The organism is Streptomyces zagrosensis (assembly GCF_014203645.1).
In the GTDB taxonomy this organism is placed as follows: Bacteria; Actinomycetota; Actinomycetes; order Streptomycetales; family Streptomycetaceae; genus Streptomyces; species Streptomyces zagrosensis.
Genome location: NZ_JACHJL010000007.1, coordinates 46,706 through 68,030 on the forward strand (window position 1 = coordinate 46,706; position 21,325 = coordinate 68,030).

The 21,325-nt window shown below is 71.2% G+C and carries 14 protein-coding genes and 1 pseudogene; 7 read left to right on the top strand and 8 right to left on the bottom strand.

The window, feature by feature from the left end; genetic code table 11:
* Window positions 1-48: 48 nt before the first annotated feature.
* The gene (gene treZ / locus FHS42_RS15040) at window positions 49-1,827 is read right to left on the bottom strand and encodes a malto-oligosyltrehalose trehalohydrolase (RefSeq protein ID WP_184572727.1); all 1,779 of its coding nucleotides are present in this window, start codon (window positions 1,825-1,827) and stop codon (window positions 49-51) included.
* Window positions 1,828-2,195: 368 nt separating this feature from the next.
* Window positions 2,196-3,116: a GNAT family N-acetyltransferase gene (locus tag FHS42_RS15045; RefSeq protein ID WP_184572728.1), complete on the bottom strand. Its 921-nt coding sequence runs from the start codon at window positions 3,114-3,116 to the stop codon at window positions 2,196-2,198.
* Window positions 3,117-3,561: 445 nt separating this feature from the next.
* Here FHS42_RS15045 and FHS42_RS15050 point away from each other — a divergent pair, with 445 nt between their 5' ends.
* On the top strand, window positions 3,562-4,281 hold the full coding sequence (locus tag FHS42_RS15050) for an 8-oxoguanine DNA glycosylase OGG fold protein (RefSeq protein WP_184572729.1): 720 nt from the start codon (window positions 3,562-3,564) through the stop codon (window positions 4,279-4,281).
* Window positions 4,282-4,414: 133 nt separating this feature from the next.
* On the opposite strand, the gene FHS42_RS15055 is transcribed toward FHS42_RS15050, so the two are convergent.
* Complete coding sequence (locus FHS42_RS15055) at window positions 4,415-5,131, bottom strand: response regulator (RefSeq protein ID WP_184572730.1); 717 nt, start codon at window positions 5,129-5,131, stop codon at window positions 4,415-4,417.
* Window positions 5,128-6,537, bottom strand: coding sequence for a sensor histidine kinase (locus tag FHS42_RS15060; RefSeq protein ID WP_184572731.1), 1,410 nt, complete (start codon window positions 6,535-6,537; stop codon window positions 5,128-5,130). Before FHS42_RS15060 ends, FHS42_RS15055 begins: the two co-directional genes overlap by 4 nt.
* A 125-nt stretch (window positions 6,538-6,662) precedes the next feature.
* On the opposite strand from FHS42_RS15060, the gene FHS42_RS15065 reads away from it, so the two are divergent.
* Window positions 6,663-6,959, top strand: a complete 297-nt coding sequence (locus FHS42_RS15065) for a hypothetical protein (RefSeq protein WP_184572732.1) — start codon at window positions 6,663-6,665, stop codon at window positions 6,957-6,959.
* Here the strand turns inward: FHS42_RS15065 and FHS42_RS15070 are convergent.
* The gene (locus FHS42_RS15070) at window positions 6,925-8,406 is read right to left on the bottom strand and encodes a dihydrolipoyl dehydrogenase (RefSeq protein WP_184572733.1); all 1,482 of its coding nucleotides are present in this window, start codon (window positions 8,404-8,406) and stop codon (window positions 6,925-6,927) included. The genes FHS42_RS15065 and FHS42_RS15070 overlap by 35 nt on opposite strands.
* A 152-nt stretch (window positions 8,407-8,558) precedes the next feature.
* Between FHS42_RS15070 and FHS42_RS15075 the strand changes: the two are divergent.
* Window positions 8,559-9,398, top strand: a pseudogene (locus FHS42_RS15075) (LysR family transcriptional regulator); the annotation flags it as partial.
* Window positions 9,399-9,701: 303 nt separating this feature from the next.
* Here FHS42_RS15075 and treY read toward each other — a convergent pair.
* Together treY and glgX are read right to left on the bottom strand one after the other, a co-directional pair.
* Window positions 9,702-12,458: a malto-oligosyltrehalose synthase gene (gene treY, locus FHS42_RS15080; protein WP_184572734.1), complete on the bottom strand. Its 2,757-nt coding sequence runs from the start codon at window positions 12,456-12,458 to the stop codon at window positions 9,702-9,704.
* Window positions 12,459-12,710: 252 nt separating this feature from the next.
* Window positions 12,711-14,831 (bottom strand): glycogen debranching protein GlgX, encoded by a 2,121-nt coding sequence (glgX, locus tag FHS42_RS15085; protein WP_184572735.1) that lies wholly within the window; start codon window positions 14,829-14,831, stop codon window positions 12,711-12,713.
* A gap of 501 nt (window positions 14,832-15,332) precedes the next feature.
* Between glgX and FHS42_RS15090 the strand changes: the two genes are divergently transcribed.
* The 3 genes from FHS42_RS15090 to FHS42_RS15100 all read left to right on the top strand — a co-directional run bounded on the left by FHS42_RS15090 (window position 15,333) and on the right by FHS42_RS15100 (window position 18,897).
* On the top strand, window positions 15,333-16,583 hold the full coding sequence (locus tag FHS42_RS15090) for a DUF5919 domain-containing protein (RefSeq protein ID WP_184572736.1): 1,251 nt from the start codon (window positions 15,333-15,335) through the stop codon (window positions 16,581-16,583).
* Between the two features lie 215 nt (window positions 16,584-16,798).
* Window positions 16,799-17,989, top strand: coding sequence for a hypothetical protein (locus tag FHS42_RS15095; protein WP_184572737.1), 1,191 nt, complete (start codon window positions 16,799-16,801; stop codon window positions 17,987-17,989).
* Window positions 17,990-18,174: 185 nt separating this feature from the next.
* Window positions 18,175-18,897, top strand: a complete 723-nt coding sequence (locus tag FHS42_RS15100) for a 3'-5' exonuclease (protein WP_184572738.1) — start codon at window positions 18,175-18,177, stop codon at window positions 18,895-18,897.
* An 88-nt stretch (window positions 18,898-18,985) separates the two neighbouring features.
* Here the strand turns inward: FHS42_RS15100 and FHS42_RS15105 are convergent, their stop codons facing one another.
* Window positions 18,986-19,855 (bottom strand): phosphotransferase enzyme family protein, encoded by an 870-nt coding sequence (locus FHS42_RS15105; protein ID WP_184572949.1) that lies wholly within the window; start codon window positions 19,853-19,855, stop codon window positions 18,986-18,988.
* Window positions 19,856-20,238: 383 nt separating this feature from the next.
* On the opposite strand from FHS42_RS15105, the gene FHS42_RS15110 reads away from it, so the two are divergent.
* The gene (locus tag FHS42_RS15110; RefSeq protein WP_376772598.1) at window positions 20,239-21,294 is read left to right on the top strand and encodes a carbohydrate ABC transporter permease; all 1,056 of its coding nucleotides are present in this window, start codon (window positions 20,239-20,241) and stop codon (window positions 21,292-21,294) included.
* Window positions 21,295-21,325 lie beyond the last annotated feature (31 nt).

Below are 21,325 nucleotides of genomic sequence, written 5' to 3' on the forward strand. Positions count from 1 at the left end.
GCTGCTGGTCCGCACGAGGAGGTTGGCCAGGCGCGAGCGCTGAGCCGGTCAGGATGCCGGGCAACGCAGTACCGCGACCGACTCCGCCGGCAACCACAGCGGTGCAGCGGCGCTCTCCGGGAGGCCGATGGGGCTCCAGGCGGCCAGGACCTCGGTGGGGCGGGCCCCAAGGTGCAGCTCGGCGGGGGCGCTGGCCAGGTTGACGGCCACGCACAGCGTCCCGCGCCGAAGGACCACGGCGAGGCCAGGGCCGGGGCTGGGTTCGGCGGTGGCCGTGCTGACTGTGGTGACCGTGGTGGCCGCGAGGTTCGCGGTGCTGAGGGACGGCTCCGCGCGGCGTAGCGCGATGAGTTCGCGGTGCCAGGTGAGCAGTGCCGTGTGCGGCGCGCGGCCCGGCTCCGTCCAGTCCAGGCAGGAGCGCAGTCGGGTCGCCGGGTCCTGGGGGTCGGGAAGGTCTTCGGCCGCCCAGCCGTGGGCAGCGAACTCGCGCCGGCGGCCGATGCGTACCGCCTCGGCGAGGTCGGGGTCCTGATGGTCGGCGAAGTACGGCCAGGGCGTGCGGGCGCCCCACTCCTCGCCCATGAAGAGCATCGGGGTGAACGGCGAGCACAGGACGAGCGCGGCGGCGCAGGCGAGCCGACCGGGCGAGAGCCGTGCCGCGAGTCGGTCTCCCCGGGCCCGGTTGCCGATCTGGTCGTGGGTCTGGGCGTAGCCAAGGAGCCGATGCCCGGGGGTACGCCCGCGGTCCAGGGGGCGGCCGTGCGGGCGCTTGCGGAAGGTGGAGTACGTCCCGTCGTGGAAGAAGCCGCCGCGTAGCGTCTTGGCCAGTGCGTGCGCCGGGTCGGCGGCGAAGTCCGCGTAGTAGCCCTGAGCTTCGCCGGTCAGCGCTGCGTGCAGGGCGTGATGGAAGTCGTCGTTCCACTGCGCGTGCAGGCCATGGCCGCCCTCCTCGCGCGGGGCGGTGGTAGCCGGGTCGTTGAGGTCGGACTCGGCGATGAGGAACAGCGGCCGTCCCACCTCGGCCGCCAACTGGTCAACAGCTGTGGACAGTTCAGCGAGGAAGTGCTGAGGACGGGTATCGCACAGGGCATGGACGGCATCGAGTCGCAGCCCATCCAACCGGTAATCACGCAGCCAACTGAGGGCGCTGTCGATGAGGTAGCGGCGTACCTCGTCCGAGCCGGGGGCATCCAGGTTGATCGCCGCGCCCCAGGGAGTGCGATGGGCGTCGGTGAAGTACGGGCCATAGGCGGGCAGGTGGTTGCCGGCAGGGCCGAGGTGGTTGTGCACCACGTCGAGAACGATGCCGATGCCGTGCCCGTGCGCCTGGTCGATAAAGCGCTTCAACCCCTCGGGTCCGCCGTACGGCTCATGAACAGCCCAGGGGCAGACGCCGTCATAGCCCCAGCCGTGCATTCCGGGAAAGGAGCTGACCGGCATCAGCTCCACATGGGTCACGCCCAACTGGGCCAGCTGCGGCAGGCGTTCGGCCGCCGCGTCGAAGGTGCCGGCGGTGGTGAAGGTGCCGATGTGCAGTTCGTAGAGGACGGCGCCGGGCAGCGCGCGCCCCGGCCAGGCCCGCCAGGCGTACCGGGAGTGGTCCACGACCGCGCTGAGTCCGTCCGGCCCTTCGGGCTGTCGGGGCGAGCGCGGATCGGGCAGGGTTGGGCCGCCGTCCAGCGAGAAGCCGTACCGGGTGCCGTCCGCCGCCTCCGCTGTCGCCCACCACCAGCCCGCGCGGCTCGGGTCACACCTCATGGCCACCCGCTCGCCCGCCACCTGGAGGGCGACCTGCCGGGCGCGCGGCGCCCAGACCTCAAACAGCATGACGGCTCCTTGTCGTCATCACCCATCGTCATCTCGTTATCTTGTCGGCGTCGGCGTCGGCGTCGCGCCGACGTTGGTGGGGGGCACGGGGCACGGGGCGCGGGGCACGGGGCGCGGTGCGCTGGGCGTCTTTCACCATCGTGCGGGACGCGGGGGCCCGGCGCACGGGGGCGCACGGGGGCGGGCGCGGGCGCCACCGGCGACAGCGGCGGTTCGAGCCTGCGGGGATTGCGGCGTGCGTGGGGCTGGTGCGCACGGGTTGGGTGGCGCGTACGGGCGGATGGCGCGCGGGGCGCGGGTTCGTGGTGAACCCGCGCCCCGCGGTTACTCAGTGGACTGCCACTCCGTCACTGCGGGCTGTCACTCCGTCACTCCGCCGTGCGCGGCCACTCGAAGTAGCTGCGCTCTTGGGTGACCGGATAGCCGGCCTTGGTGAAGTTCATCGCCATCGGCCGGTTTTCGTGGTCGGTCTCGGCGATGATCTGCGTTACCCCCTCGGCGGCCAGCAGCCTGGTGCAGTCGGCGAGCAGGTCGTACGCGTAGCCATGGCCGCGGTGCTCGGGCACCACACCGATGGAGCCGATGACCGGGGAGGTCTGGTTGCGGGCCGGAATGTGCAGCCCCACCAGCTCCCCTTCGCGAGTCCATGCCGTACGCCACCACTCGCGCGGCGACGGGCACCAGCGGAAGAAGTCCATCTCTTCCTGTGCGGCGGCGTCATGCCCGGCAGTGCCGATGGTGCGACGGGCGTGCGCATCCAAGGTGCCGTGCTGAATTCGGCGCAGCACGGAGAGGATTTCCGCGTCGTCGGGCTCCGGCCGGAACGTCAGCCGCCCCGGCTGCGCGGGAACTCCACAGTCGGGCGTCCACGTGTAGCGGTAGCGATCGACGAGCTGGTCCATGCCGGCGGCCCGTGCAGCCTCGGCGCGGGCCTGCGCTGCTTCCCGTAGCGCCGGGTCCTGCTGCCAGTTGGGCGGCAGCAGCAGCACATAGTCGGAGCGGAACGGGGCAGTGCGTAGCAGCTCCACCGCCGCGTCCCGGTCGGTGAAGTCGAACCAGTCCAGGGCGATGGGCTTGTCATCGCTTGGGCCTGCCCACCAGGCGGCACGGGCCACCACGGTGTCCTCGCGTAGCGCGACCCAGGTCCACTCGGGCCGGTACTCGCCGCCAACGGCAACGGTGGCATAGCGACGCTCAAAGGCGGCGTGGCCGACGAGTTCGGGGTCGGGCAGGGTGTGAAAAAGGTGAGCGTCGCTCTCGGAGAGCTGACGAATGACCAGATCGGTCATGAAGGTCCTTCCAGGAAAACGGTGCGCTCCCGGTCAGACGGCGTCAGACGAAGGCAGCCCTGCGGACGGGGCGGGAGCGCGTGAAGGGTGTGATGTACATGGCTCCGGCCTCCTTCCGTGATCTAGGGCGTGTCCGCACTTTAAGCAGACGGCTCGCGGTGTGTCCACACATTTATGCGAATGGCGCTCGGCGCCCCCGCGGTTCGGCTGTCGGTGCGTGGGGGGGGGCGCCGAGCGGGCGCCTTCGCGACTAGCGTGACGGGGCAGCAACGGGTGGGCAGCAACGGGACGATCCGTACCCCACGTCTGAGGAATCCCTGCGGGCGGTGAGCGGCGGGCTGCTATGCGATGGTCGAGGGCATACACGGTGGGCCGACAAGATCTTGCGAACGCGCTGGACGCGGAGATGCGAAGGCGGCTTTTGCCACCCTCCGCGGTGCGGGCCATGGGGGAGTGGCTGGCAGGACCGGGCGCTCGGTACGCAACGGGCGCCGGCCAGCACGCCGTTACGTACGTGCCCGCGCGCTGGTCAGCCATCGCCCCGTGGCCTCGCGGGCTGGCCGAGCGGTCGAGCGTGGCGGCCACGGCGATCAGCCGCCTCCAGGTGGCCACGACCGTACGGGACGCCGTGGCGCGCGGTGAGTGGCTCACGGCCCTCGTGGCTCCGTACGTGTGGGGCCAGGGCACGGTGGGCTACGGCCCGCACCGCCTTCAGGAAATACTGGCCGACCCGGCCACCGCCGACGCACTGGCGCTGGCCAGTGCCGCGTTGCACGCGAAGGGCGCGGTGGCGGCGTATGGCGTACTGGATGGCGCGGTGAAGGGGCTGGGACCCGCCTTCTTCACCAAGGCCCTCTACTTTCTCAGCCTCGCCATGGACCCGCCCCCGACCCCTAGCCCGCTGATCTTGGACCAGCGGGTTGCGCGGGTGCTGCGCGCCCATGCCACGCGCGTCGGGCTGGACCTGGGATGGGAGTGGGCGGCGGGTGTGGCGGCCTGGATCTGGTCGGATGGAGGCTGGTCGCCGCATCGTTACGGTGTGTACGTGGAGTGGATGACCGCAGCCACCGATCAACTCGCCTCTGCCGGCATCGGGTGGCCCGAGGCGGGCCAGGACCTGCTGGAACTCGCCCTTTTCGGTGCGGCCTGGCAGCCGGCTGCGTAACCGGTCACGGAGCCGGCCATGGGACCGGCCATGGGACCGGTCATGGGACCAGGCGCTGGGCTGCGGCTCGGTGCGTGTGGCGGCATTGGTCGAGCGCCATGGCTCCATGGCCGCAAGCCCACGGCCACGCCTGTCAGGCCACAGGTTTCGGGCCGCCGGCGCCCCGCTGCCGTTCGCCGTCCAGCAGTCCCGCGTCATGGGCGAGCAGGGCGATCTGCACCCGGTTGTTGAGGTCGAGTTTGGTCAGGATGCGGGAGACATGGGTCTTGACCGTGGCGACGCTCATGTACAGCGCGCTGCTGATCTCCGCGTTCGACTTGCCCTCGCCCACCGCGATGGCGACCTCCCGTTCCCGGTCGTTCACCTGGCTGAGCAGGCCGCGCGCCCGGCTTGTGCGCCTCTCCTGCGCGGACTCGGCGACGTGCGCGATGAGTTGCTGGGTGACCGCGGGGGAGAGCACCGGGTCCCCGGCGGCGACCCGGCGCACGGCGGCCACGATGTCGGCGGGAGGCGTGTCCTTGAGGAGGAAGCCCGCGGCTCCGGCCCGTAGCGCGCGTAGCACGTGCTCGTCCGCGTTGAACGTCGTCAGCACGATGACCTCGGGCGGCTGTTCCCTACGACGCAACTCTTCCGTCGCCGCGAGCCCGTCCACGGTGGGCATGCGGATGTCCATCAGGACGACGTCGGGGGAGTGTTGGTCCACCAGCGGGCCGACCTCGCTCCCGTCGGCGGCCTCGCCGACGATCTCGACCTCGGCCGAGCCGCCGAGCATCAGCCGCAGCCCGGCCCGCACCAACGGGTCGTCGTCAACGAGGAGTATGCGTACGCACTGGTGATCGGGAACGCTCATGAGGGCCACGGTAGCCACGCCCGGAGCAGGAAGCCGCCGTCTTGGGTGGCTCCGCTCTCCAGGTACCCACCAGCCAGCGAGGCGCGCTCGGTGAGGCCGATCAGCCCCTGCCCCGACCCGGGGATCACCTTGCGCGCGGCGCCCTCGGCCTTCCCACTTCGCACCGGGGCGCCCTGCACCAGCGCCGCTGCCCAGTCCCGTACCTCCACGGTCAGGCCGCGCTCCGGCGTGCCGGTCACCCGCACCGTTACCTCGGCGTCGGGGGCGTGCTTACGGGTGTTGGTCAGGCCCTCCTGCACGATGCGGTACGCCGTACGCCCCGTCGCCGCCGGGACCTCGCCGTGTTGGCCGGTCTCGTCCCGCAGTGTCACGCGCATGGCGGCCTGCCGTGACTCCGCGACCAGCCGCGGCAGATCGGCCAGCGTCGGCTGCGGGCGACTCGGCACGGCGCCGGCGAACGTGACGCCTCCGGCGCCACCCGCGCCATGTGCTGGCTCCGCGCCCCCCGTTGCCTCCGCGCCACTTGGCCCGTCGCGGACCGCCTCGGCGCCACCTGCCCTGTCGCGGACCGTCTCCGCGCCACCTGCCCCATCGCGGACCGTGCTTCCGGCCGGGGCCGCGGGCTGGCCGATGGGGGCCCGCAGCACGCCGATCACCTCGCGTAGATCTTCCAGAGCCTGATGGGCGCTGTCGCGGATCACCCCGGCGGCCTGGGCGATGTCATCGGGTGGTGCGCCGGGCCGGTATTCGAGCGCCCCCGCATGCACGCTGAGCAGCGACAGCCGGTGCGCGAGCACATCGTGCATCTCGCGGGCAATCCGTTCCCGGGTGAGCCGCTGGGCGCGCTCGGCGCGTAGCGCGGCCTCCGCCTCGGCCCGGTGCGCGCGGTCCCGTAGCGAATCCACGAGCTGTCGCCGAGAGCGTACGAACATGCCCCAGCCGATCGCGGTGGCGTACAGCAGCGCGCCGGCCAGCACGGAGCCCAGATAGCCGAGGTCGGGGTCGGTATGCACCAGGCCGTTGACCAGGCTGCACGCGAGGGACAGGCCCCCGATCGCAGCGACGGTGCGAAACGGTCGGTGCACCGCGACGGTGAACATCGCCACCATTGTGGGCCCGACCACGAAGTGGGACGCCATCGACGCCAGCAGCACGACCACCGCGAGCTGCACTGGCCAGCGGCGGCGCAGCCATAGTGCCGTGCACGCCAGCGTTCCCGTCACCTGGTCGAGGAAGACCGTGAGTTCCGTCAGATCGGGGTCTTCCACCACTGGCCCGGCGGTCATGAAGGAGAACCCGGCGGCCAGCGCGAAGCTGATGATGTCCACCCACCAGTCGCGTGCGCTCCGCTTGGCGCGTGCGGGGCGCGCCGTGGCGTGCGGAGGTGGATCGTACGAGCCGTTCATACGGGTGAACCTACTGACCCTCCCGCCCCGGCGAACTGTCGAGCGCTGGAGCCGCTACCAAAGTCGCGCGGTCGTAGACCTTCGGCCGACAGGCGATACCGCCTGTCGCGCCTAGCGTCCATGCCATGAGAAAGCTGCTTGAGCTGCTGGGTATGGGGCTACTGGTGATCGGCGGGTCCAGCCTGGTCCACCACTTCACCGACTGGTTCGGCAAGTGGGCCCTGGTGGACCGGCTGCCCTGGTTCGACGGGTATGAGCTGTACGCCAGCGGCATCGTCGCCGTACTCGGCTTCGCCGTGCTGTGCGCGAGCGACATGGTGCCGGGCCCGGCGGCGGCAGCCGCCGGGCTGTTCGAAGACAGGGCGGTGCCGATGACCGATCGCAGCGTCACTGCTGATGAAGGCCCCGATGGGCCAGGGTGAGGAACGCCTCGCCGACCGCTTCGGACAGCGTCGGGTGCGGGTGAATGTGCTGGGATACGTCGGTCGGATCGGCCTCCCAGCCGACGATGAGCTGACTCTCCGCGATCATTTCGGAGACATGCGGCCCGACGAGGTGCACCCCCAGCACGGTGCCGACCGCATCGGTCCCGGCCCCTCGCGCGGCCGAAGTGGCCGCCCCGCCGCCAGCGGAGGGGCGGCCCGAGCCGCGCTCGGCGACGATCTTCACCATGCCGCCCTGCCCGTGCACCATGCCCTTGGCGGTCGCGGTCAGCGGCATGGTGTTGGTGACGACATCGTGTCCCGATTCCCGCGCCCCGTGCTCCGTGAGCCCCACGGAGGCGGTTTGCGGACTTGAGTACGTCACGCGCGGCACCGCCGCATAGTCCACGGGGCGCGGTGACTGGCCCGCCAGGACCTCCGCCACCAGCATCCCCTCCGCGAACGAGGCGTGCGCAAGCCCCAGCGCCGGAGGCGGCAGCAGATCGCCCACCACATGCACGCCCGGAACGGCCGTCTCCAAGCGCGACCAGTCGGCAGGGGCCACGTGCCCCCGGGCGTCGGCCGTCAGGCCCGCTGCCGCCAGCCCGAGCCCCTCGGTCACCGGCACCCGCCCCACGGCCACGAGAAGCCGCTCCACATCGAGGTGGTGCGTTTGTCCGCGCGCCGCGGTGACCGTGGCCCGTACCCCGCTCTCGTACGGCTGTGCATCCTCCAGCCGGGCCCCGGTCCACACCGCGATGCCGCGCTTCTTCAGGCCGCGGGTCAACTGGCGGCTCACCTCCACGTCCTCCAGCGGAAGCAGCCGGTCCGCCGCCTCCACCAGGGTGACGTCGGCGCCCAACGAGCGGTGCAGCGAGGCGTACTCCACGCCGATCGCGCCCCCGCCGAGTACCAGTACGGAGCCCGGCAGGCCCGGCGCGAACAGCGCGTCGTCGCTGGTGACCACCTGCCGTCCGGTGGGCGCGAGCCCCGGCAGCGCACGCGGCCTTGACCCGGTCGCCAGCACGATGCCGCGTCGCGCCGTCCAGTCGCCACCCGGCTGCACGCGCACCGTACGGGGCCCCGTCAGCGTGGCGAAGCCGCGCACCACCCGCACGCCCGCATGGGCAAGGTGGCCCTCGACGCCCCGGTGGTTGCGCGTCACGATGTCATCGCGGGTCGCCGTCAGCGCGGCCCAGTCCACGCCCTCCAAGGTCGCGTTCACGCCCCAGCGTTCGCGGGCCTCCACCACGTCGTCGATGAGCTCAGCGGCGTGCAGCATCGCCTTGCTGGGGATACAACCGCGGTGCAGACAGGTGCCGCCGACCAGGTCGTGTTCGGCCAGTACCACGTTGAGGCCAAGAGCGGCGGCGCGTAGGGCGGTGCTGTAGCCGCCGGTGCCGCCACCGATCACGATGACGTCCGCCTCATGTTCACGATCAGACATGTCCCCAGGCTCCGCCCACGGCAGTCAATGAGTCCAAGGCAATGTTTTGATGGAGTCGATGAATTTCGTGCATACCCTCGTGCCTGCGTGAAGTGCCGCGAGGACAGGCAGAGGGCGGGCGAGGAGTGGGGCGTGCGGTGAGTCTGCGGCAGATGGAGTACCTGGTGGCGGTGGTGGAGGAGGCGTCGTTCACGCGTGCGGCCGAAACCCTCAACGTGACGCAGTCGGCGCTGTCCCACCAGATCAAGGCCCTGGAACGGGAGGTCGGCGGACCGCTGTTGGAACGGCTGCCGCGCGGCGTGGGGCTGACCCCGATGGGCCGTGCCTTCCTGCCGCACGCGGAGTTGGCGGTACGCAGCGCCGGCCAGGCCCGGCGGGCGGCCAAGGCAGCCGCCGACGCGGAAGGCGGCGAACTGCACATCGCCAGCGTGCACGCGGTGGCCATGGGGGTGCTGCCGGAGACGTTCGCCCACTGGCAACGCGCGCACCCCGCAGTGCGCCTGGTGCTCCACGAGTACCCGTCGGCCGACGAACTGGTCGAGCGGATGGGGCGCGGCGTGGCCGATGTCGCTGTCGGGCATCGGCCGACGACGTGGCAGGGCCCGGTGGTGCCGATCGGTGCTGAGGAGATCGTCATTGCCGTCTCCGCCGATGACGCGCTGGCGACCAGGGGCACCGTACGGCTGGCCGAGTTGGCGGACCGGCCCTGGGTGCGCTGCGCCCTGGAACCGATGGTGGCGGGGCGCCCCGCGATGGACCTGCTCTGTGAACGGGCAGGCTTCACGCCCCGTACGGCCGTCCACACCGAACACACCTCCACCGCGGTCCGCATGGCACGCGCAGGCGCCGGCGTGGTGGCCGCCCCGGACCATGTCATCAGCGGCATCCGTGGCTGCGCGATGCTACGGCTCGACCCGCCGATACGCCGCGAACTGGTCGCCTTCTCCCGCGTGGAACTCACCGGAGTGGCACGGTCGTTCGTGGACCACCTACGCACCGTGCAACTCGCCACTATGCCGGCCGCCGCCCCAGGCGTATCCGCTGTCCCAGGGGCATCCACCGCCCCAGACATATCCGCTACCCCAGGCGCGCCCGCCGCTCCAGCGGCGAGCGCTGTTCCGGCTGCGAGTGCCACATCCGTGTCGAGCGTCAGTCCGGTGGCAACAACTGCCGTCACGGCGCCCGCTGTTTCCCACCATGCGCGGTCGGCCTCGGTGCGGGCGTCGCCGCCCCCTCAATCCCCGTAGCGCACTTGCCCCCTCTCCCGCCCCTCTCCCGCCCCTCTCTCCCGCCCCTCAATCCCGTACGAGCAGCGCCACCGGATACCGCGCGAACAGCTCATCCAGTGCGAGGCCCTTGAGGCGGGCCGGCTCGTCGGGGTCGGTGCGTACGGTGTCGGCGGTGAGTGCCGTTCCCGTCAGCAGGTCTCGCCATCGGCCCGCGCCGGGGACCGCGAGGAGGGTGCCGCGCCAGCCGCCGGATGCGGCGAGCGCGCGGGGGAGCCGGGTTGCCGCGCTCACCACCTGGCCCGAGCGGGCGAAGGCCACGCAGTGGGCGGCTGCGGGGCCATGGGCGGCGAGCGGTTCGTAGGAGGCCGCGGTGCCGAACCATTCGGGGTGACGGGCGCGCAGCCGTAGTGCCGTCGCTGTCAGCAGCAGCTTCGTGGCACAGAGGTCGTTCGGCGCGGCGTCGCCTTTCGGCGCGGCGTCCCCCGCCTTGGGGCCCGCCCCAGCCGCCGCGCCGCACGCGGCCAGTGCGAGGCCGTCCTGCCCACCCCGCCCGGCGAGTTGTGCCGCGAGCTCACCGTGGAAGCGCGGCGGGCGGCGGTTGTCCGGGTCCACCAGGGCCACATACGTACCCTCCGTATCCATGTACACATCGGGCACGCCCGGCATGGTCAGATGCAGCAAGGTTGCGCCGAGGGTGTTGGCGCGGGCCGAGGCGTCGAGGCCCTGCTGAAACGCTCGCAGTTCGGCGGGTGGCGGCCCGGCCGGGCCCGCCTGCGTGAAGGCGGCCACCGCCGCCTCGTACGCCTCGTCCGGATCGGCCCACGTGGTGTGCAGGCCGGCCTCCCGCACCGCCTTGAGCACCGCGGGCACCAGCCGCTCGGGGCCGATTCCGGGGCAGCCAAGCGCCGTCTGCCAGGCCACCCAGGCGACATGAGCGTCCGGCGCAGGCGGCTCGGCCCGCGCCGTAAGCCGCCGCACTACGTCGTCCCAGGAGCTCGGGCACTCGGTGAGCGCGGCGATCCGGGCCCGTACGTCTGCGCTGCGCTTGGTGTCGTGGGTGGTCAAGACCGTGCCGGTGTCCGGCCAATCCCGCTGGAGACGGGCGCAAAAGGCGTGGAACTGCGCCGGGGACACCGCCGCCCGCTGCGGAGCGCCGCCTACCTCGGTCGCCGACAGCAGCGGAACGTACCGGTAGAACGCCGCGTCCTCAAGGGACTTGGCGCGCACCGCCGACGCAGTCTGCGCGAACCGGGCACAAAAGTCGCGGTGCCGCGGCCCCGCCCCGATGCGGCCGAGCGCCGCGTCCCGTACGACGTCCACCGCGTCCGCCTCGCGCGCCACCGCGAAGCAGCTACGGGCCGCGTGCGCTGCGGTGGCCAGCAGCTCCGCGTCCACGGCACGGGCGGGTGCGTCGGGGGTGGCGTACGGGCGGTAGACGGGGAGCCGCACGAGCAGTTCGCGGATGGCCGTACGCAGGGCCCAGGGCGCGTGGTCGCTCCACTGCGGCGAGGCGGCGCACAGCAGCGAAGCGGTGCGGGTCAGCCGCTCGACCTCGGCGGCCAGTTCGTAGGTCACCACGTGGTACGCCGCGCGGCGCGCCGTCGCCGCCCAGTCGCCGCCCCGGTCATCGGCGGGCGCCACGGTCGCGCGGTAGGCGTCGGCGAGTGCCGCCGCACCCGCGGGGTCGAGGAAGAGCCCGTCCACATGGCGCAGCGCGTCGTAGCCGGTCGTGCCCGCCACCGGCCAGTCGGCGGGCAGGCGCTCATCGACGCCCAAGATCTTCTCGACCACCGTCCACCGTCCGCCGGCGCGCGGTAGCCGCCCCCGGCCGGGGGCGGCGGGGCCACCCGGTGCCCCCGCCGCACGGTGTGCCCCCGCTTCCCCCTCGTGCGTCCCGGGTTCGCCACAGTGCGCCCCCGGTCCGCGCTCGCGCGCCGTGGCATCGCGTACCGCCTCGTCCAGTCGCCGCAGATAGCCACCGGGGTCGGCCAGCCCGTCCGGGTGGTCCACGCGCAGCCCATCGAGGACGCCGTCGCGCAGCAGCGCGAGCACCGTGGCATGGGTGGCCGCGAAGACCTCCGGGTCCTCCACGCGCACCGCAATGAGGTCGGAGATGGTGAAGAAGCGGCGGTAGTTCAGCTCGGTACGGGCGAGCCGCCACCAGGCGGGCCGATACCACTGGGCGGCAAGCAGCCCGGGTAGTGCCAGGTGCTCGGTGCCGGGCCGCAGCGGCAAGGCGTGGTCGCCGTAGCGCAGCACCGAGCCATCCACCGTGAACCGCTCCCGTTCGGCACCGAGCGGGCCACTCAGCATCGGCAGCAGCACCTTGCCGTCGTGCTGGGACCAGTCGATGTCGAACCAGCGCGCGTACGGCGAGGCGGGGCCGTCGCGCAGCACCGCCCACAGCGGCCCGTTCAGATGCTCCGGGGCGGGCACCGCCATGTGGTTGGGGACGATGTCGGCGATCAGCCCCAGGCCGTGGGCCTGCGCCGTACGGGCTAAGGAGCGCAACCCCGCAGCGCCGCCCAGCTCCGCGCGTACGGCCCCGTGGTCGATCACGTCGTAGCCGTGCGGAGAGCCAGGCACGGCCTCAAGGACGGGGGACAGATGAAGGTGCGAGACGCTGAGCGAGGCCAGATACGGCACGGCGCGCTCGGCCGCCGCGAACGGAAAGTCAGGTTGCAACTGGAGCCGATAGGTGGCGGTTGGCGGAACGGGTCGCGGGAGGTGAACGGGGCGTACGGGATCGGCGGGGCCAGCGGGGCCACCAGAGCTAACGGGGTCAGCGGGGCCAACGGGATGCGGGGCGGGCGCAGGCGTCATGGGCACGTGTGTACCCACTCCGCGGGCTCCCGCCGCGGGGTCGGGCGCCTCGTCCACCCATGTGCCTCATGTGCCTCGTGCACCCGCTTCGAGGCCCCCGAACGCCCGCTTCGCTCGCTCCAACCGCCCCCGTGCCCCGTGCCCCGTGCCCCGTGCCCCGTGCCCCGCCCCCGTGCCCCGTGCCCCGTGCACCCTCGGCCCCGCACACCCCGCCGCCCCGCCGCCCCGTCCGGCAGCGCGCCAGCGCGCCCCCTACGTCGGCCGCTGGAGCACCATCATGCTGCGGTCCACCAGGGTGAGCCGGTCGCCCGCCTGGACCCTGGGGCCGCTCCCCGGGGGTACACCGTCCGGGCGGGCGGTGTCCACCACGATCTGCCACTGCTTGCCGTGATCGACCGGCACGGTGAAGCCGAGCGGTTTGCTGTCCGCGTTGAACAGCAGCAGAAAGGAGTCGTCGCTGATGGGCTCCCCGCGCGGGCCTGGCTCCGAGATGGCGTTGCCGTTGAGGAAGACGATCAGTGAACCCGCGTGCGCCGCCTGCCAGTCGCGCTGCCGCATCTCCGTGCCGCCGGCCGTGAACCAGGCGATGTCGGACAGCTCATCGTGGGTGCCCTCCACCGGGCGCCCGTGGAAGAAGCGGCGCCGCCGGAAAACCGGATGGTCGCGACGTAGCCACACCAGCGCGCGCGTGAAGTCGAGCATGCGCAGCGCCTCGTCGTCGGCCGGGTCCGGCCAGCGCACCCAGGCCAGTTCGTTGTCCTGGCAGTAGGCGTTGTTGTTGCCGCCTTGCGTGCGTGCGAACTCATCGCCGTGGCTGAGCATCGGCACGCCCTGGGAGATCAGCAGCGTGGCGATGAAGTTCCGCATCTGGCGCTCGCGCAGCGCCCGCACCTGCGGATCATCGCTCTCGCCTTCGGTGCCGCAGTTCCAAGACCTGTTGTGGTTCTCACCGTCGCGATTGTCCTCGCCGTTGGCCTCGTTGTGCTTCTCGTCGTACGAGACCAGGTCGCGCAGCGTGAATCCGTCGTGGCAGGTGACGAAGTTGATCGAGGCTAGTGGGCGGCGGCCGTCGCTCTGATAGAGGTCGGACGAGCCGGTGAGCCGCGAGCCGAACTCCGCGAGGGTGCGCGGCTCGCCACGCCACAGGTCGCGCACCGTGTCCCGGTACTTGCCGTTCCACTCGGTCCACAGCGGAGGGAAGTTGCCGACCTGATAGCCACCCTCGCCCACGTCCCACGGCTCGGCGATCAGCTTCACCCGGCTGACCACCGGGTCCTGCTGCACTAGATCAAAGAAGGAGGACAGCCGGTCCACCTCGTGGAACTGCCGGGCCAGCGTCGCCGCCAGATCGAACCGGAACCCGTCCACCCGCATTTCGGTCACCCAGTAGCGCAGCGAATCCATGATGAGCTGGAGCACATGCGGATGGCGCATCAGCAGTGAATTGCCGGTGCCGGTGGTGTCCATGTGGTAGCGCAGGTCGTCGCCGAGCCGGTAGTACGAGGCGTTGTCCAGGCCGCGGAAGGAGAGCGTGGGCCCCAGGTGGTTGCCCTCGGCGGTGTGGTTGTAGACGACGTCGAGAATGACCTCGATGCCCGCCTGGTGGAGGGCCCGCACCGCCGACTTGAACTCCAATACCTGCTGCCCCCTATCGCCCCACGAGGCGTACGCGTTGTGCGGGGCGAAAAAGCCGATGGTGTTGTAGCCCCAATAGTTGGCGAGGCCCGCATCGGTCAGCCGGTGGTCATTGACGAACTGGTGCACCGGCATCAGTTCGAGGGTGGTCACCCCCAACTCCGTCAGGTGTTCGATGATGGCCGGGTGCGCCAGGGCCGCATAGGTCCCGCGCAGTTCGGCCGGCAGCTTGGGGTGCCGCATCGTCAGGCCCTTCACATGGGCCTCGTAGATGACGGTGCGGTGGTAGTCGGTGCGCGGCGGTCGGTCGTCGCCCCAGTCGAAGTACGGGTTCACCACCACCGAGGACATGGTGTACGGAGCCGAGTCGCGATCGTTGCGCCGCTCGGGCCGCCCGAAGTGGTATCCGTAGACCGCCTCGTCCCAGGTGATCTGCCCGCTGACCGCCTTGGCGTACGGGTCGAGCAGCAGTTTCGCTGAGTTACACCGGTGCCCCTGCTCGGGCGCGTACGGGCCGTGTACGCGAAAGCCATAGCGCTGGCCTGGCATGACGCCGGGCAGGTAGGCATGCCGTACGAACGCGTCGGTCTCCCGCAGCTCGACCGTGGTCTGCGAGCCGTCGTCGTGCAGCAAACACAGCTCGATCCGGTTGGCGACCTCGGAGAACACCGCGAAATTGGTCCCTGCACCGTCGTACGTGGCGCCGAGGGGATACGTCTGTCCTGGCCAGACCTGCATGAGCCGACTCTTCCACTTCTTCACCGGGCCCCGCGAGAGCGTCGCGGGTACCGACCGGAACGGGGACCCTCATTCAACTGGCCTGCTTTATGGGGCATTTCGTGAAAATTCTCCGGGTAGTGAGACCGGTCTCGAACGGCGGGGAAGGGATCTCGGCGAGTGATCGCCGTGCCCTTGGCATGTGGTCATATTGCAGGGCATGGGGGATTTAGGGACGGTGCGCGCACCATAATGCACCGTGCTCCGGGATGGTGGTGGCGGGCGCGGCCGGGGGCTGGCCCCGGCGGAGGAATCGGCGGCTGCCGGGACGTTGGCACGGCCGCTCGCCGCACCTACGCTGCGCACTGTTATGAATCAGCTCACTCCGTGCGGGTTGCGCAAACGCAACGCGCGTGCGGGGGAGGCGCGTTGACGCATAGCTGAGCTGCTGAGGCTGCACCGGCTCCCCGCATCGCAGTAGTCTGCCTTGATCGTTGGACGGGGGCGGAAGGCGGTGCACAGGTGAGCTCGGGCGGGTTGGAGCTGCCCTTTGGGGAGGAGAACACCCCGGGAGGTGGCGCCACCGAAGCACCTCCTGGCGCAGTGTCCCTGGTCAGACCGGTAGAGATCGGAGCGGAACTGGACTGGGGCGCCGACGCGTGGGCCGAAGTGCACACCCGCGCACGCAGGGCCGGACGGGCCTATATCTGGCTGAATCTGGTCGAACAGCGGCTGCGTGCCGTGGTGGCCGCGGTGCTGCAACCGATCTACGAGCCGGTGCACGGCGATGACTGGCCGGTCGCCGCCGCGGGCCCGGCCGGGCAGGAATGGGTACAGCGCGCGGTCGCCGTACGCGAGGTCAGCCGCCGCAAGGGCTATCTCCTGGACCCGGCGGACGACAACGTGGTCAGTTTTCTGACCCTGCCGCAGTTGCGCGAGCTCCTGGTGCAGCACTGGCCGTGTTTCGTGCCCTATCTGGACGACCGGCGCGAACTGGAGCTCGCGCTGGACGAGCTGGAGGTCGCGCGCAACGTCGTCTCCCGTAATCGGGCCCTGTCGCAAAACGTCCTGGACCAGGCCGAACGCGCCTCGGCCCGACTCCTTGACATCCTCGGCGGCGGCACCGGCGGCCCATCCACCGACCGGCTGCCCATAGACGCGGTCGAGGACCTGGTGGGGGACCGCTATGCGGATGTGGTGAGCGTCCACTCCGACCGGGTGCGGCTCCAGCGGCAGCTTCCGGCGGAAGACCTGTTCGGCAGCGCGCGACGGCTCGACGCCCTGGGCATAGGTCTCAATCTGCTGGTGCAGAACTATTCCGGACGCCGTCTGATGCGGCTCGCGGAGACCGGCAGTCGGATACGGCTGCTCTTCCTCAATCCCGCGAGCAGTGCGGTACGCCGTAGGGAGCGGGAACTCGGCATGAAAAAGGGCGAGCTGAGCCGTTCCGTGGAGATGAACATCATGCACATGCGCCGGGTGCGGGCCCGGCTGCGGGACCCCGGCGCCTTTGAGATCCACGTCTTCGACGAGACCCCGCGCGTGACCGCGTATCTCATCAACGGCGACGCGGCCGATGGCGTCGGCATCGTCCAGTCGTATCTGCGCAAGGCCCGTGGCATGGAGGCCCCGGTCCTCGTGCTGCGCGCCGGGGGCCGCGACCGCGAGGTGGTGCGGGCAGGCGTCACGGACACGGGTGCGGACAACGGCCTCTTCGAGGTCTACCGCGAGGAGTTCGAAGGCACCTGGGCGGACTCGCGCCCGGTGTCCTGACGACACCGCCCGTCAGCTTCGGGTGCCGGCCACGGGCCAGCCGGCCGTGCTGCGCCCCGCCGAGGTCCGGATGCCGCCCCGTGCCCCGTGCCCCGTGCCGCGGGTCCGTTCAGGGGATGGACAGACCGCCGAATGCGGAATGGATGCGTCAGCCACGCAGCGCCAGGACGCGCGATACGCTCCGTGAACCTGTCAATGAGAGAGAGAACAACGACGTGAGTACGCCCCCGCAGCAGCCCGGGCCCGGCACCCCGGAGGGCGGCCAGTCGCCCGGTCAACCCGGGACGGGCGGACAACAGCATGCGGCGCCAGGCCCCTACGGATTCCAGCCCGGCGCGCCCTACGGCCAACAGCAAAGTCACCAGCAGGGTCAGCTGCCGCAGTACGGCCCGCCGCCTGGCCGGCAACCGCAGTATGGGCAGCAACCGCAGGGTTCAAATCCGCAGGGTCAGTACCCGCAGTACGGGCAACAGCCGCCGGGCCCGCAGCCTCCGCCTCCGTCTCCGTACGGACAACAGCCGCAGTACGGACAACAGCCGCAGTACGGCCAGCAGCCTTCGTATGGGGCGCAGTCCGGCCCCGGATATGGCGGCGGCGGCCCCTACGGCACCGGTACGGGGCAGGGCGGGCCGCTGCTTGGCCCCGGGGGCGGTGCGGCGGGCGGCCCTGGCGGCAACTCGCGCAAGACCCTCGCCATCGTCCTTGGCGCGGTGCTCGTGAGTGCGCTGGTGATCGGTGGCGCGGTCTTCGTGGCCAGCGGTGACGACGACGGCGGCAAAGCAGACGGCGGCAAGCGAGACGAAGCGAAGGTCAGCGACGGTCCGTCGATCGGCACCAGCGACTCCGCGAGCCCAGCGCAGCAGTCACCGTCGCCATCGGCGAGCGACGACGGGGAGACCACGTACAAGGTTGCGCTGCCCAAGACGTTGGAGAACGGCAAGTACACGCTGGAGAAGGACCTCAGCGACACGACCGACGAGCAGGTTCCGGACGACGGCAGCGGGGCGCGCGACGTGAAGCCCGTGACCGGGCGGTATGTCACCGCGGGCCGCGACGCGGAGCTGGTGGTGAACGGGCTCAACGGTACGTTCGCCAGCTCGGAATACGCGCTGGACAGCTTCTTCCGCGGGCTGGAGGGCAGCGAGAGCTCCGAGGTGGCGGTGGAGCGCAGGGAGATCACTCCACCTGGTTCGGACGCACCGCTGAGTTGTGAAGTCGTGCTGAAGCGGCAAGGCGGGCAGAAGCTGGTGATGCCGATGTGTGCTTGGGCCGACACGACCACGCTCGTCGGGGTGGTGGAGAACGCCCTCGCGACGACCGGCAAGGACCCGCACTCCATCGACCTGGATGCCTTCGCAGCCCGGGTGGATGACATGCGCGACGAAATCCGCATCCCCGTCAGCTGACGGCGCGCAGCACCGTGTTCCGACGCCTGCCGCACTCCCGCAGATCGGTGCAACTCGGGCATCTTTGGGCGTATGGGGGTACTCGGCTCGCTGAGTGCTGGGCCGTGCCCAACGCCGAATGGGTTGTCAGTGGCGCGTGCGAGGCTGGTTAACAACAGGGGGACGCACCACAAAGGAGGGCCGCCATGAGCTGGCACCGAGAGCTGTTGATCGGCTTCGACCTGGAGACGACGGGCACGGACCCGGACGAGGCGCGGATTGTGACGGCGGCGATCGTCGAGGTCAGGAGCGGGGAAGTGGTGGGCGGCCGGGAGTGGTTGGCCAACCCCGGCGTGCCCATACCGCAAGACGCCGTCGCCGTGCACGGCATCACCAACGCCCGTGTGATGGCCGAGGGCCGACCTGCGCGCGAGGTGGTGGACGAAATAGCGGACACGCTCGTCGCGCACTGGCGCACAGGCACGCCGATCGTCGCCTACAACGCGGCATTCGACCTCAGCATGTTGGCCGCCGAGTTGCGACGGCACGCCTTGCCGTCGCTGCACGAGCGGCTTGGGCAGGTCGAGGTGGGCCCGGTCATCGACCCGTACACCATCGATCGTTCCGTGGATCGCTATCGCCCGGGCAAGCGCACCCTTGAGGCGGTGTGTGGACACTACGGCGTTGTGCTCGACCGGGCACATGAGGCCCACTCGGACGCCCTGGCTGCGGCGCTCGTCGCCTGCGCGGTCGCGGAGCGGCATGCCCAGATAGCGGGACTCGATCTGTGGGAGCTGCACCACAAACAGGTCGGGTGGTACGCGGAGTGGGCCGCCAACTTCCAGTCCTGGCTGCGCCGCAAGGGCACCCAGGATGCGGTGGTGGACGGCACGTGGCCGATGCGCGGAGCACAGGCGATAGCGCGCTGAGGGCGGGAGCGGCCTCGGCGCGACCACGCGGGTCGGCACCGAAGCACCGCTACGGGACCGTGCGGACGGCCTTCGCCGGGGCGCTCAGCTAGAGCGCGGACCAGCGGACGCTGAGGTCTTCCTCGCGTAGCGACGCCACTCGGAGCCGAAACTCGGCCAGGGCGTGCGGGTTGCCCGGGGTGTGCTGAGCCACCCAGGCGCAGCTTGCCGTCTCACGGGCCCCGCGCAGCACCGCGCATCCCTCCCACTGCCTGACATCCCAGCCGTATGCCGAAGCGAACTGTGCGTATCCGTCGGCGCCAAGGCCGTACCGGTCGCGGGTCAGCGCCATGACAACGAGGTCGTGTTCGCGTAGATCGCTAGCGAAGGTCTCCAGGTCCACCAAAACCGGGCCGGTTGCGGTGATGTGTACGTTGCGGGGCAGCGCGTCGCCGTGCAGCGGGCCGGGCGTCAGATGGGGCACGAGCGCGTCGGCCGCATCCGCGAAGCCGGCTTTGCGGGCGCGCAGATACGCGGCGTCGGCGGGGTCGATAGCGTCGCCGGCCAGCCGCAGCCAGCGCTCCACGCCGCCCAGCAGCTCGCGGCGCGGCAGTGCGAACGGCGGCTCGGGCAGGGCGTGCACACGGCGCAGCAGCACGGCGAGGTCGGCCGGTCCTGCCGCGCGGACGGCCGGGGGCAGCCGGTGCCAGACCGTGACCGGGTGACCGGCGACCAGCAGGGCCTTCGGCTCGGCGGGCCGCACCGCGGGGACATCGTGTTCGGCGAGCCAGGTGGCGACGCGTAGCTCCCGGTCGGCCCGCTCCCATAGCCCGTGCTCGCGGCCCACCTTGACCACGGTGGTTTCCAGCGCGAACACGGCGTTCTCGCCCAGTGTGAGCAGGCTCGCATCGGCCGGCGAGGCCCCAAGCCCCGCCTCCGCGAGCACCTGGCGGGCCCGCTCTTCGGTGAACGCCTGCATCACGCCGTACTCCTCACGCCTCGTCCATCCATTCCCAGCTCATTCCCAGCTCACCGGGGGCCGCGGCGCACACCGAGCCCGGGCCGTCCGGTCGTTTCCCAAGCCCTACCGGTCGCCTGGGGCCGCTGCGGGCCCCGGCAAGTCTCGCATCAGCGCGGTACAGCTTCCTGCGCGTGACGCTTGACTGCGATACAGGGTGTCAGCACGATGACGGGGGCCTCCCGACCGGGCGCCCTCCCGTCCCAGTGGCCGCTGGAAGGGATGCCCGCCTCAGCCGCCGCTGGCAGGCGCCCCGATCCCAGCCGTCGCCGTGGCGCGCTCATCCGAACGTCGTCCGGGTGAGCGTGCCATGCCGTGCCCGCGCCTCTAAGGAGACCCCTGCCGTGACACCGGTGACCGCAAAGGCGCGGTCGGACAACGGGAAGGCCCCCGGCAGCCCGGACGGCCCCGGCAGCCCGGACGGCCCGGACGGCCCCGACAGTCCGAGCACCACCGACACGGCAGGCGGTGGCACCGGCCGCATCCGGCCGGGCGGCGGCCGGCGCGGCGACGGCGGACGCCGGGCTGGCTCCGGTGCCTGGCCTGGTGCCTGGTTTCTCGTGCTGCCCGCGCTGATCCCCATCTTGGTGCTGAGCGTGGGCCCGCTGCTGTACGGCATCGGCCTGGCGTTCACCGACTCCCAGTCGGGCCGCACCGACCCCACCCAGTGGATCGGCCTGCTCAACTTCCGCGACCTGTGGCACGACAGCCTGTTTTGGGAGTCGTTCCGGGTCGGCCTGGTGTGGGCCGTCGGGGTCACCGTGCCGCAGTTCCTCCTTGCGTTGGGGCTCGCGCTGCTGCTCGGCCAGGACCTGCGAATGCGCTGGCTGGCGCGAACGCTGGCGATCGTGCCGTGGGCGATGCCGGAAGTCGTCGTCGGCATCATGTGGCGGCTCGTCTACCACTCCGATGCCGGCATCCTCAACGAGACGCTGCGTGATCTGCACTTGGGCAACGGCACGGACTGGCTGACGGGCCTGTCCAGCGCGCTGCCCGCCGTGATCGTCGTCGGCATCTGGGCAGGCATGCCGCAGACCACGGTCGCCCTCCTGGCCGGGCTGCAAAACGTGCCGCGTGAACTGCACGAGGCCGCGGCCGTGGACGGCGCCGGCGCCTGGCGCCGGTTTCGTACCGTCACCTGGCCCGCCATCCGCCCGATCGCCCTGGCCATCACCGCGCTTAACTTCATTTGGAATTTCAACTCCTTCGCCCTGGTGTACGTGCTGACCAGCGGCGGGCCCGGCGGTCGCACCCGGCTTCCGATGCTCTTCGCCTACGAGGAGGCGTTCGGCTACGGCCAGTTCGGCTACGCGGCGGCGATGGGCTGCGTGATGGTCGCGGTCATCTCCGTACTGCTCGCCATCTACCTCGCCGGCCGACTGAAGGGGGACGACCAGTGAAGACCACCGCCGCCCGCGCGACCTGGCGAAG